This is a genomic window from Psychrobacter sp. M13 (genome assembly GCF_030718935.1).
GTDB lineage: Bacteria > Pseudomonadota > Gammaproteobacteria > Pseudomonadales > Moraxellaceae > Psychrobacter > Psychrobacter immobilis_G.
In genome coordinates this window covers 1494657-1508071 of the sequence record NZ_CP132194.1, presented here as the reverse complement: position 1 = coordinate 1508071, position 13415 = coordinate 1494657, and the positions used below count along the sequence as shown (strand labels likewise).

General features: G+C 43.4%; 10 protein-coding genes. All 10 read left to right on the top strand.

The features are described 5' to 3' along the window. Positions 1-66 precede the first annotated feature (66 nt). The 10 genes from Q9G97_RS06390 to Q9G97_RS06345 all read left to right on the top strand — a co-directional run bounded on the left by Q9G97_RS06390 (position 67) and on the right by Q9G97_RS06345 (position 13349). Entirely contained in the window at positions 67-1314 is a 1248-nt protein-coding gene (locus Q9G97_RS06390; protein WP_305900186.1) for an FAD-binding oxidoreductase, read from the top strand. 92 nt (positions 1315-1406) lie between these two features. After that, entirely contained in the window at positions 1407-2288 is an 882-nt protein-coding gene (dapA, locus tag Q9G97_RS06385; RefSeq protein WP_305900185.1) for a 4-hydroxy-tetrahydrodipicolinate synthase, read from the top strand. Positions 2289-2387: 99 nt separating this feature from the next. Further along, positions 2388-3887, top strand: a complete 1500-nt coding sequence (locus Q9G97_RS06380) for an aldehyde dehydrogenase (protein WP_305900184.1) — start codon at positions 2388-2390, stop codon at positions 3885-3887. A 106-nt stretch (positions 3888-3993) separates the two neighbouring features. After that, positions 3994-5442, top strand: coding sequence for a sodium:alanine symporter family protein (locus Q9G97_RS06375; protein ID WP_305900183.1), 1449 nt, complete (start codon positions 3994-3996; stop codon positions 5440-5442). Positions 5443-5777: 335 nt separating this feature from the next. Next, the gene (locus Q9G97_RS06370) at positions 5778-6083 is read left to right on the top strand and encodes an FAD-dependent oxidoreductase (RefSeq protein WP_305900182.1); all 306 of its coding nucleotides are present in this window, start codon (positions 5778-5780) and stop codon (positions 6081-6083) included. Next, a complete protein-coding gene (locus Q9G97_RS06365) occupies positions 6073-7035 on the top strand; it encodes an FAD-binding oxidoreductase (RefSeq protein ID WP_305900290.1) in 963 nt (320 codons plus the stop codon). Before Q9G97_RS06370 ends, Q9G97_RS06365 begins: the two co-directional genes overlap by 11 nt. A 483-nt stretch (positions 7036-7518) precedes the next feature. After that, a complete protein-coding gene (dnaE, locus tag Q9G97_RS06360) occupies positions 7519-11190 on the top strand; it encodes a DNA polymerase III subunit alpha (protein WP_305900181.1) in 3672 nt (1223 codons plus the stop codon). A 120-nt stretch (positions 11191-11310) separates the two neighbouring features. Continuing rightward, the gene (locus Q9G97_RS06355; RefSeq protein WP_227680391.1) at positions 11311-11736 is read left to right on the top strand and encodes an Hpt domain-containing protein; all 426 of its coding nucleotides are present in this window, start codon (positions 11311-11313) and stop codon (positions 11734-11736) included. Beyond that, positions 11736-12614 (top strand): RNA methyltransferase, encoded by an 879-nt coding sequence (locus Q9G97_RS06350; protein ID WP_305900180.1) that lies wholly within the window; start codon positions 11736-11738, stop codon positions 12612-12614. The genes Q9G97_RS06355 and Q9G97_RS06350 overlap by 1 nt, the downstream gene beginning before the upstream one ends. Before the next feature lie 291 nt (positions 12615-12905). Then, complete coding sequence (locus Q9G97_RS06345; protein ID WP_305900179.1) at positions 12906-13349, top strand: YtoQ family protein; 444 nt, start codon at positions 12906-12908, stop codon at positions 13347-13349. Positions 13350-13415: the final 66 nt, after the last annotated feature.

Here is a 13415-nt window from a genome sequence, read left to right as displayed (position 1 = left end):
AAATTGACTTCAATAAGCCAGAAACTATAAGCGCGTAGCACCATTTAAGTAATATTGAGAATATTTATGACTACCCTAGACTTCGACTTACATATTATTGGTGGTGGCATTATTGGCCTAACTACTGCGGTAAAGTTGCAAGCACGAGGTGTGAAGGTAACATTGCTTGAAGCAAATGAGATAGGACAAGGCGCGTCCTGTGGTAATGCTGGGCACATTGCAACGGAGCAAGTATTCCCGATTGCTGATGCTAGCATGCTACGCCATATTCCAGCTATGTTATTCAATCCAGCAGGACCGCTGCGACTAGACTGGCGTTACCTCCCACGCTTGATGCCATGGGCAATGCAGCTATTACTGAATATGCGTGCAGAGCCATTTGAGCGTATTCATCAAGCCTTGTCGAGCTTAAACCAAAACAGCCTACAAGCATGGCAAGATTTTGCAAATCAGTGGCAACTTAAGGATTGGGTAAAGGGGCAAGGCTCACTATTGACCATTGAAAACCCTAACAGCGTCAATCCTTTAATCGCCCATGGCAAACGTCTTAATGATATTGGCGTAACTAATGAATGGTTGACCAAAGAAGCCTTATTAGAACGTGAGCCCGCCTTACAAGACAATCAGCTTAATGCATTATTTTTCCCTGATACCGGACATATTACCAACTTAACAGCTGTCATCAACCAGTTGACCGTCACCTTTAGACAGCTGGGTGGACATATCGTTGAGCACTGCCGAGTTCTTGATGCGACACACAGCGTGGACGGTATCCACTTGAAGACCAGTCAAGGCGCTATGATCGCCTCCAAGGTCATGCTATCAGCAGGTGCGCACTCTAAAATGCTTGCCAAGCAGCTCACGGGCATAAATGTGCCTTTAGATACCGAGCGTGGTTATCATTTAATGCTACCGCATGAAAGCGCACGTTTACAGATACCAGTGTCAAGTATGGATAGACGATTTATCATGACGCCAATGCAAGAAGGCTTGCGTTTGGCTGGCACGGTGGAATACGCAGGACTTGAGGCACCTGCCAACATGGAACGTGCTCAGGTGCTATTAAGCCTAGCGCAGCCAATGCTTAACAGCCCATTAAATGCTACTGACAGCAAGCCTTGGATGGGGTTTCGGCCATCGACTGCAGACTCCTTACCGGTTATCGACAAAATCGAGCGCGTACTTTTGAGCTTTGGTCATCAGCATTTAGGCTTAACGCAAGCTGTCGTTAGTGCGCAAATGATTGCCGAATACTATTTTGATGAAGAACATACTATCGATCCAAAACCGTATCAACTTGCTCGCTTTAAATAAGCTGCTTACCAAACGGTTATGAACCAAGCAAAAACCAACCGATTCATTATTGAATCATTACCCATCAGATCAACACCAATAAGGATAGTCTCATGAATATAAATGGAATTTTAGTCCCAATCGTTACCCCTTTCGACAATAACGGCGACGTTGATGCGCAAAAATTAACGACACTGGTCGAAGCTTTTATCGACAAGGGCGTAGCCGGTATCGTCGCTTGCGGTACCACAGGGGAATACTATACCTTTTCGGCAGCAGAGCGCGAGCTGGTGTTGACTACTATCGCCGAGGCTGCCAAAGAAAAAGGTGCTGAAAATAAAGTCACTCTGATTGCAGGTATCAATAGCTTATCGACTAACCACTCTATTGAACTTGCTGCACAAGCCAAAGCCTTAGGTTATGACGGCCTTATGCTCTCTGCTACGCCTTATAGCTTGCCTGAGCAAGATGGCATCATCGCTCACTTTGAAAAAGTCGCGGACGCCAGCGAGCTGCCAATCATCATGTATAACTTCCCTGATCGTGTCGGCGTTGCTATTGAGTTTGATACCGTTGCCCATTTAGCCAAACACCCTAACATCGTTGGTGTAAAAGAAAGTAGCGGTGACTTTAGTCATGCCCTACGTATGTTGCAGGCTAATTTTGAAAACTTTGAAGTGGTGTGCGGCTGTGATGATCAGCCGGTTGATTTCTTCTTTTGGGGCGCCAAGAGCTGGATAGCTGGCGCAGCAAATGTGTTTCCAGAAGAACAAGTAGCGCTTTTCAATGCAACTCAACAAGGTGATTGGGACAAAGCTAAGCAAATTATGAGTGAGATTTATCCTGCTATTCATTCTATGGAATCAGGTAATTATAACCAAAAAGCTAAAGCAGGCTGCTTAAAAGGTAGCGTTGATGTGGGCTCAGTACGGGTGCCATTAACTAACATGCCAGAAGATGAAAAAGCAGAGTTTTTAGCGCTGCTTTCTGAATAGTCCTCAGCTTCATAAAAACAATATCAAGAATAGCTAACGCTACATTTGATGCCGTATTGCGATCTACGGTATCAAATGTAGTCAACAAGGAGTGTAAAAATGACGTTCTCAAAAAAACAAATCTCTAAAGAGCAAGTGTTCGAACAAGCCAAACAGCAAAAGCTATGGGCAGGCCATCTGATTGATCATAAGAATTTATCAACTGCCACCTTAGACAATATTACCCCAATTGATAATAGCATCATCGGTCAAATTGCCTCTGGTACTAGCGATGATGTCGATATTGCCGTACAAATCGCACGCGATAGTTTTGAGAATGGTGAATGGCGTCGTCTAGCCCCTGCTGAACGTAAGGCTATTATGCAGCGCTGGTGTGCACTCATGCATGAACACTTTGAAGAGCTAGCAGCATTAGATTGCGTTGATGCGGGCAAACCGATTACTGAATGCTTAAACACTGACATGCCAGCGACTATCGAGACTTTTGAGTGGTATGCCGAAGCGGCTGACAAAGTATTTGGCAAAGTCGCTCCGACAGGTAGCGCAGCTTTAGGGCTCATCGTCCAAGAGCCAATCGGTGTCGTTGGTGCAGTATTGCCTTGGAACTTCCCAGCACAAATGTATGCATGGAAGGTCGCTCCTGCTCTCATCATGGGTAACTCGGTCATCGTCAAACCCGCTGAACTGACCTCTTTATCTGCCTACCGTTTAACGGAACTTGCCTATGAAGCAGGTGTGCCAAAATCTGCCTTGCAGATGGTTTGTGGTCTTGGTGAAAATGTCGGTGCAGCGCTCGGTCAACATAGGGATGTTGATATGGTGTCATTCACTGGCTCAACAGAGGTCGGACGTCTATTCCTACAATATTCTGCACAAAGCAACTTAAAAGAGATTGTCTTAGAGTGCGGTGGCAAAAGTCCGCAAATCGTCTTTGATGATGCTGTACTTGATGATGCCGCTATTAACGATATCTTATCGGCCGCCTTTTGGAACATGAGCGAGAACTGTAGCTGTGGTTCACGTTTATTAGTCCACAGCAGCCAAAAAGAAAGCCTTCTTGATAAATTAAAAGATGGTCTAAAAGAATGGAAAGTCGGCTCACCTTATGATGTCGATACTGCGATTGGCCCGATGATTGAAAAGGCTCATTTCGATAAAGTTTGCCATTACTTACAGACGGCTAAAGACGAAGGTGCAACCCTTGTTGCAGGCGGCTCTATTCGCGAAGATTTAGGCAGTGGCTGGTATGTTGAGCCTACTATTTTTGATAACGTCAGCGCTGACATGACCTTATTTAAAGAAGAAGTCTTTGGCCCATTATTAGCCGTTACTAGCTTTGAGTCCGAAGATGAAGCCGTAAAATTAGCGAACGAAACCAATTTTGGTCTAGCGGCATCTTTTTATACTCAAAACATTAAGCGTGCTTACCGAGTTGCTTCAGCCATTAAAGCTGGAACCGTTTCGATCAATGGTTTTTCAGAGGGTGATATCACCACCCCGTTCGGTGGCTACAAGCAATCTGGATTTGGCGGTCGTGATAATGGGCTAGAAGCCTTATCACAATATACACAAACCAAAACCGTTTGGTTGGTCAACTAGTCAATATAGCTTGCCTGTCATGTCACCTGATGTAGTGATATGACAGCATTTCGTATTATTAAAATAATCTAAAACTTTAGTCAAACACTTACAAGGAAGTAGGGCCATGGAAGCGATTATTAATACTATCGTCGGTTATATATGGAGCGACGCATTAGTTTATTTGGCACTCGGTGTCGGTATTTATTTTACCGTGATGACTCGCGGTGTACAGTTCCGCTATCTCAAAGAGATGGTTAAACTATTATTTGACAAACAAACCTCAACCCAAGGTATTAGCTCCTTTCAAGCCTTTAGTATGGCCTTATCAGGCCGAATCGGTGTCGGTAACATTGCCGGGGTTGCCACTGCAATCGCAGCTGGTGGACCTGGTGCAGTATTTTGGATGATCGTTATGGGTCTGCTTGGTGGTGCCAGCGCCTTTATCGAGTCAACACTTGCACAGGTATATAAGCATACCGTTGATGATCAATATCGTGGCGGTACACCTTTTTATATTGAGCGGGGGCTTAAAATGAAGCCTTTTGCCATTGTCGTTGCGGCTGTTACCTGCCTATCATATGGTGTTTTGGTACCAGGCGTACAGGCCAATACCATTGCTGATTCTTTTAATACCGCTTTTAATATCCCACCTGTTGCAACTGGTTTCATTATCGTTGCGTTGTTAGCATTTATCATATTCGGTGGCATAAAACGTATTGCAAACTTCGCTGGCAAAGTCGTGCCTATTATGGCGGTCGGCTACGTATTGATGATGGTCATCGTATTATTATTTAATGCATCCAATATACCAGCTATGTTCGCTCTTATTTTTAAAAGTGCGTTTGGCATGGATGCTGTCTTCGGTGGTATTGTTGGTCTAGCAATCTCTTGGGGCGTACGCCGTGCCGTATTCTCAAACGTTGCAGGCGCAGGCGAAGCAACTTTCAGTTCAGCAGCAGCAGAAGTCTCACACCCCGCCAAGCAAGGTTTAGTGCAAAGTTTCTCTATCTATATTGATACCGTACTCGTTTGTACTGCTACCGCATTGATGATTTTATCGACAGGCATGTACAATGTCATTCCCGCAGAAGGCTTGGTACTGGTCGAGAATATGCCAGGTGTCGCAGCTGGAACCGCATTTACTCAAGCCGCAGTCTCAACCGTATTTAGCCAATATGGTAGTGGCTTCGTGGCTATTGCCATCTTCTTATTTGCCTTTACCTGCTTGATTGCTTATTACTATATTGCTGAAACAACGATGGTATATCTAGACAGCAAGATGCGCTATCCTATTTTAAAACCATTACTAAAAATTGTATTTCTAATCGTTTGCTTTAGCGGTAGTATACAGTCAGTAGGTATGATGTGGGCGCTAGGCGATATCGGCTTCGGCAGTATGTGTTACCTTAACTTTATTGCTATCGTTTTATTGAGTAAAACAGCTCTTAAAGTATTAAAAGACTACGACGAGCAAATGAAGCTGGGACTCAACCCTGTCTTTGACCCTAGAAAAGCGGGTGTTGAAAATGCAGACTTCTGGATAGCATATAGCGATAAACATGATAAACGCTAAACATTAATGACATTACTGCTAATACCTTATGAATGTAAACTCTCGATGTTACAGTAACAGCGAGAGTTTTTTAATTTTAAAACACATCATTGAGCTGCAGATTCGTATATGTTTTATGTGAGCTAAGATATTAGCTTTCTGACTCAAGCTTTTGAATCAGAAAGCTAGCATGGTTACTATTTTAGGATTTCTGTATAACATACTGCTACTTTTGTTAAAAAACACTATCGATATCTTTATAGCAAGTAACAAACGATACGTTAGCTTTTAAGGTCTATTGGAACATACTAACGAAACTTACTACCGTCATTCCTACTAGCCCATTGAGAGCGCTTATGAATACTCAAGACTTTGACATACATATTATTGGTGGCGGCATTATTGGTCTAACGACGGCGGTGACGCTACAGGCCCGCGGAGTAAAAGTAGCTTTGCTCGAAGCTGATGAGATATGTAAGGGCACCTCATCAGGTAACGCAGGGCACTTGGCTACTGAGCAAGTGTTTCCTGTGGCTGATGCCAGTATGCTCCGCCATATCCAGCGATGCTGCTCAATCCTACTGGACCGCTACGGTGGACTGGCGCTATCTTCCACGGCTTATGCCATGGGCGGTGCAGCTTTTGTTAAATATGCGTTCTGAACCGTTTGAGCGTATTCATAAATCAACATTGAACCTTAACCAAAATAGCTTGGCGGCATGGCAAAACTTCGCTACTCAGTTTGAGCTGAGTCAATGGGTGCATACCAGCGGCTCATTATTGACGATCGAACATCCTACAAAACTCGCGACTTTAACCGATTATGGCAAACGCCTTAACGATGTTGGCGTGACCAATCATCTGCTAACCAAAGATGAGATCGCTGAGCATGAACCCGCTTTAAAGAATGATAATCTTGATGCGCTATATTTCTCAAAAACGGGGCATTTTACTAACCTGCAAGCTATTCATGATAGCCTTGCCGCCACTTTTCGGCAGCTTGGCGGTCATATAATTGAGCAGTGCAAAGTTCTCGAAGCTATTTTAGGTGAAGACAGCATTCACTTAAAAACGAACCAAGGCGATATGATAGCTAATAAAGTAGTACTGTCGGCAGGAGCATACTCAAAGTCGCTAGCTAAGCAGCTGACAGGGGTAAAAGTACCTTTAGATACCGAACGCGGCTATCACTTGATGCTCCCGCATGAAAGTAAGCGCTTAAATACATCAGTATCAAGCTTGGATCGACATTTTATTATGACGCCGATGGAAGGCGGTTTACGCTTAGCGGGTACAGTAGAATATGCAGGACTTGACGCGCCTCCCAATATGCAGCGAGCGCACAAGCTATTGCAGCATGCCAATCCTATGCTAAAAGAGCTGTTAAATACCGATGATAGCGTGCCATGGATGGGCTTTCGACCAACGACTGTAGACTTTTTACCCGTCATTGATAATATCGGACGAGTATTTTTAAACTTTGGTCATCATCATTTAGGCTTAACGCAATCAGTCGTGAGTGCGCGTATAATTACCGAATATTATTTTAATGAGCCGGATACTATTGATCCAACAGCTTATAAACTGAGCCGCTTCGGTAAAGCTCGTCAATGATGTCTACTAATATTCCTAAAAAAACCTTTTCTATTGTTACGATCTAAAGAGTTTTTGAAGCTAATATCAAACACTTTCACTCATTCAAATATTCAATATTCTGCTATCTTTATAGCAAGGTTTTCCTACTTATCTGAACAGCAATATTGGAATATGACAGCACTTGCTTTCATATTCCAATATGTTTAGATCAAGCTTGTTGTTTAGAGCCAGTTGAATACAATTCTGTCAATACCGCTAATCATCCCTCAAACTTCATTATGATTATTTTTGAAGCTGATTTTATAGCTGTTCGCGTCAAATAATGCTACTATTGTTAGCCAGATTGATATCGAGAAATACAAAATTAAATCTCTATTTTTTTAGAAATATTAGTTTTAAAATCACTGTAAAACGTTGTTATTTATAATTATTTTACCTGAATAAATCTCTAATTGCAGTTATGTTCGAAATAGCTTTTAAACCTATAACTAAGAGTTCTTTATGGCATTTGTACACCTTGGCATTCACAGTGAGTATTCAATCACTGACTCAATTGTACGTATCAAGCCACTAATAAAAGCGGCAGCGGCGGACAATCAGCGGGCCTTAGCGTTGACTGACCTCTCAAATCTTTATGCTACGGTGAAGTTCTATCGTGCCTGTCTAGGTGCTGGCATTAAGCCGATCATCGGTAGCGAAGTCATCATGGAAAATGAAGACTCGCGCCTTGTATTATTAGCGATGGATAATGAGGGTTATCAAAATATCACTCGTATTGTCTCGCTTGGCTTTACCGAAGGGCGTGCTGACGATGCCAATCATGGCGTGCCTGTTATCAAGCGCAGCCATATTCTTGAGCATGCCGCAGGCGTGATCGTACTGTTTACTGAAAAGTCAGATGTCGGACAAGCGTTAGTCGGCTCAATGCCAGAGCGCGCTGATGAGCTGTTATTAGAATGGCAAGCGGCGTTTGCTGATCGCTTATACTTTGCTATAAAGCGTACCAATCGCACTGGCGAAGACGCTTTTATACAGGCAGCTATTCATGCAGGCGCAAAACATAATATTCCAATTATTGCCCATAATGATGTGCGATTTTTGCAGCAAGATGACTTTGATGCGCATGAAGCACGCGTCTGTATTGCAGGCTCGTATGTACTCGCTGATGCCAATCGTCCGCAAAACTATTCCGATCAGCAGTACCTAAAGACGCAGGAGCAGATGGAGCAGTTATTTGCTGATATTCCGCAGGTTATCAATAATACTCTAGCCTTAGCGACTCGTTGTAATGTGACTTTGATACTTGGCATTAATGTACTGCCTGATTTTCCTGTACCCGAGGGTGAGACCATTGAATCTTTCTTTCGCGCAGAGTCTATACGTGGTCTAAATAATCGCTTGGATAGGCTCTTTCCTGTTGAAGAACGTAGTGAACATTGGAATGATTTTCGCCAGAAGTATGACGAACGCCTAGAGTATGAGCTTGAAATCATCCTATCAATGGGGTTTCCAGGTTACTTCTTAATCGTTATGGACTTTATCCGCTGGGCAAAAGCCAATGGCGTACCTGTCGGTCCTGGACGCGGTTCAGGTGCAGGCTCTTTAGTGGCATATGCACTGAACATTACCGACCTTGACCCTATTCATTACGACTTACTTTTTGAGCGCTTCTTAAACCCTGAGCGGGTATCCATGCCCGATTTCGATATTGACTTCTGTATCGAAGGTCGTGATCGAGTCATTGATTATGTCGCACAAACTTATGGCCGTGAAGCAGTCTCGCAGATTATCACTTTTGGTACTATGGCGGCTAAAGCTGTGGTACGAGATGTGGCGCGCGCGCAAAGTAAATCTTACTTTCTCGCCAGCAAAATGTCTAAGCTCATACCTAAGACCCCAGGTATCACTTTAAGCCAAGCCCTAGAGCAAGAGCCACAGCTCAAAGATCTCATCTCCAATCCTGACAATATGGATTACGAAGATGCTATTGAGATTTGGGAGATGGCAATCAAGCTTGAGGGCGTGTGTCGTAACGTGGGTAAACACGCAGGTGGTGTATTGATTGCACCAAATCGAATTACTGACTTTAGCGCGATATACTGTGACGATGATGGTTCACGGGTGAGTCAGTTTGACAAAGACGATGTCGAGGCCGTAGGTCTTGTCAAGTTTGACTTTTTAGGCTTACGTAACTTGACAGTCATTGATGCCGCCGTTAAAAATATCAATAAGCGCCGAGCTATCGAGGGTGTAGAGGAGCTGGTGTTAGAAGATTTGCCATTAGATGACAAAAAGGCTTATAAGCTACTGCAAGATGCTAAGACCACGGCTGTTTTTCAGTTAGAGAGCATGGGTATGAAAAAGTACCTTGCCAAATTGCAGCCGACTAACATTGAAGACGTTATCGCTATGTGCGCGCTCTATCGTCCCGGCCCCTTAGATGCGGGTATGGTTGAGATGTATATTGACCGTAAGCATGGGCGTGAGGAGGTCATCTACGATCACCCAAACCTTGAGCCTATTTTAGAGAATACCAACGGCGTTATTGTCTATCAAGAGCAAGTCATGCAGATATCGCAAGTCATGGCAGGTTATAGTCTAGGTGGCGCTGATATGCTCAGGCGAGCAATGGGTAAGAAAAAGCCTGAGGAGATGGCAAAACAGCGTGATATCTTCATCACAGGGGCAACTGCCCAAGGTATTGATGAGGTCACCTCAGGTGGGGTGTTTGACTTGATGGAGAAGTTCGCCGGTTACGGTTTTAACCGCTCGCATTCTGCCGCTTATGGCGTATTGGCTTATCAAACGGCTTATCTAAAGCAATACTACCCTGCGGAGTTTATGGCAGCAGTACTCACATCTGATATGAACAATACTGATAACGTAGTGTTCTTTATTAATGATTGCCGTGAAAACTTTGACTTGACGGTGGTCAATCCTTCGGTCAATCGCAGTGAATGGCATTTTGTCGCTGATACGCCGACTAATATTATTTATGGCTTAGGTGCCATCAAAGGTGTGGGTGAAGGCGCGGTTGAATCTATCGTTGAGGCGCGTCGCACAGATGGCTTATTTAAAGATCTATATGATTTCTGTCGCCGTGTCGATATCAAAAGGGTCAATAAGCGCACCCTTGAGGCTTTGGTTAGCGCGGGTTGTTTTGATGATTTTGCCGCGACCCTGCGACCGGATCTACCAGCGGACGCCGCTTACGAGATTCGCGGTGCGCTGATGAGTCAGCTGCCCAGCGCCGTGCAAGCCGCTGAGCAAGATCGACAAAACAAAGAGCTCGGTATGATGGACTTGTTCGGTGAGATGGATGGCGTGGTTGCAGCACCGCCATTGGTCATGACCAGCGACCTGATCTGGGGTGATAAGCACCGGTTAAAGGCTGAGAAGAATACTCTAGGCTTGTATCTGACAGGACATCCTATCAATGAGTATTTAGAAGAGCTAAAACGCTATACCTCAGGGATTCGCTTAAATAAACTCACAGATACAGGATATAATGGCAGCTGTTATTTTGCAGGGCTGATCATCGACATGGCAAACTTCGGTAATCGAAATGTTATTATACTAGATGATGGCACCTCAAGGTTGGAGGTTAGCTGTTATGCTGAGCGCTTTAACCGCGTAAAAGAGCAGTTAAAAGTCGATGAGGTAGTCATTATCAAGGGCAGTATCCGTGAGCGTGACGGTCGTCTGTTTGCCCGTCTTGATAATGCTATGACCATGATTGATGCACGTCTGCGCTGGCTTAAAAAAATCAGTATAAAAGTACATGGCGAGGACACTAAATTATTAATGCGCTTGCAACCTCTATTAAAGTCAGCTCAAGCGAGTATTATTCCAGCGCCGCGCCTATCTCATAACTATGAACAAGATGATGATGGCAGTGCTTATAACGCTGGCATGGAAGCTCAAGTATATGATGAGGCAGGCAATGATTTAATGGCACAGCCGCAGCATACTGCACAGAACGATGCAGATTCCGCTTTTGGTAATGATGATATTAATGATAATTGTACGGCGCTTGGCTTAAGTATTTATGCCGACTACGGTATCGCCAATGTAGCCCTATCTGAGCACTGGCGGGTTTATCCCAACGATGATAATTTGCAAGCGCTTAAGAGCATGATCAGCGACGATAATTTGCACTTTCACTATAGCTGACTTTATAAGGTATAATATTGAGAACAAAGTTAAAATTAAATATATAAGCACTTAGCCTTTAGTAATGTTTAGGTCTTTAGTAATACTTAGTTTTAATGTTATACCTTAGGATTGAGGACAATGATTGAATTCAAAGTAAATCGCAACCCAAATTATATGCAAAAAAATAACTATAAAATCAAGGTCACGCACAAGCCTGCGCCTGATCAGATAGTTATTGACGAAGAGCAGTTTGAAGATATGTGCACATTGCTCGAAGATGACTTTGCAGGTTTGGTACAAAGTTTTTTTGTAGATAGTTTTGAGCGTATTAAGCTTATGCGCGAAGCACAAGCTAGTAATAACAATACTGAGGGCTATGAAGCAGCTCATGCGCTAAAAGGTGCTAGTGCTACCCTAGGTGCTAAGCAGTTAGAGATACTCTCTGGTAGACTGCAAGACGCTTGTCGTGATCATAATATTGCGGATCAGACCGCTCTTATCGATCAGATATCAGTAGCGTTGCAAAAGGTTGAACGTGAAATTAGTTCGCGATTAGGATTATAATGTTTCTTAATAATACGTCTATATCAGATAAAAATGCTCCAGTATCTAAAACGGTTGACTATCTATCTTGCTTGCAAGTAATTATGGTCAACACTACTCTGCCTGCCAATATTGGCTCAGCAGCGCGCGCTATGCATACTATGGGTTTGACACGATTGAGTGTTGTTAATCCAAAACACCCTATTGATGATACTAGTATCGCGCATGCTGCAGGTGGTCAAGATATTTTGGCAAACGCTAAAATTGTAGATCATTTAGAGACAGCGATTAGTGACTGTCAGCTGGTGTTTGCCGCCAGTTCCCGCAGCCGTCATCTACCGCGTCCTGTCGTCAATCCAATGCAAGCGGCAGAGATTATGATGGACTTTATAGATAGTCAAAGCGCAATCGAGCTTGGCAATATGCCTAATATTGCTATTCTCTTTGGTCGTGAAGATCGCGGGCTGACTAATGAGGAGCTCTCTTTGGCAGATTATCATATTCAAATAGATGCCAATCCTGATTATCCTGTACTCAATGTCGCCTCAGCGCTGCAAGTCATTGCCAGTTTTATTTTTACTTATGTACAGAGTCATGTTGCTAATAATTCGGCTAAAAATGCAGTTACTATGACCGCAGATGAGATAGAAGATAGCTTGGAGCTACCGATGTTGTCTACCTTTAGACGTCAACAGTGGGATGAGCCTGCCATTAATCAGCAACAACTGCAGCACCTTATAAAGCGTATCACAGAACTAATGGTTGCTCGTAATTTAGCAGATAGTGAACACTTGCGGTCCTTACCATCGCGCCTGTCACGGTTAGGATCACGACTACAACTTGATCAAAAAGAGTATCAACTATTAAGTGCTTTAGTCGCTAAACTACTAAAAGACTAGAACTGTACGAACTTGCTGGATACTTGCCTTTAGCATCTCCGCGTTAAACCAGCTGAACTACTTTGTAGGTTGCATTTTTGAGACAAGCCACACCTTAACAATACACCTTATGCGAACAACCTAAGCTTTTTATATCATTAGCTGTGGCTATATACTAGCGCACGCAACCTATCTTATTTTATATCTTAAATGATGTAACACCAGCAATAGCTATCCTACAAAGCGAATTTGATACTCATTTTAAATATTGATCTTGAATACTTATTCTTAAATAATGAAAAGGAATGATTTATGAACTGGAATGTCTATTTATCTGGAGAGATACATACTGATTGGCGTCAAAAAATTATGCAAGGCGCTAAAGAGCACAATCTGCCTATTACTTTTAGCTCAGCGGTGACTGAACATGGAGCTAGCGATGCAGCTGGTGACCTATTAGGCGAAAATGACAATCAATTTTGGCGTGATCATCAGTCTTCAAAGGTCAACTCAATTCGTACCAAAAACCTGATTCAAAAATGTGATATTGCGATTATTCGTTTTGGTGATAAATACAAGCAGTGGAATGCCGCATTTGACGCAGGCGCTTGCGCTGCATTAGGTAAGCCTTATATCACTTTACACGCAGAAGATATTATCCATCCGTTAAAAGAGGTAGACGCGGCAGCAATGGCATGGGCACAAACGCCAGAGCAAGTGGTTGAGCTACTAAAATATACGGTCAGCGATAGCTAAGCTGTATAGTGAAGGCGCAATTTAGGTGGCCATATAGAAGTACCGTACAATTACACCTAAAAACGT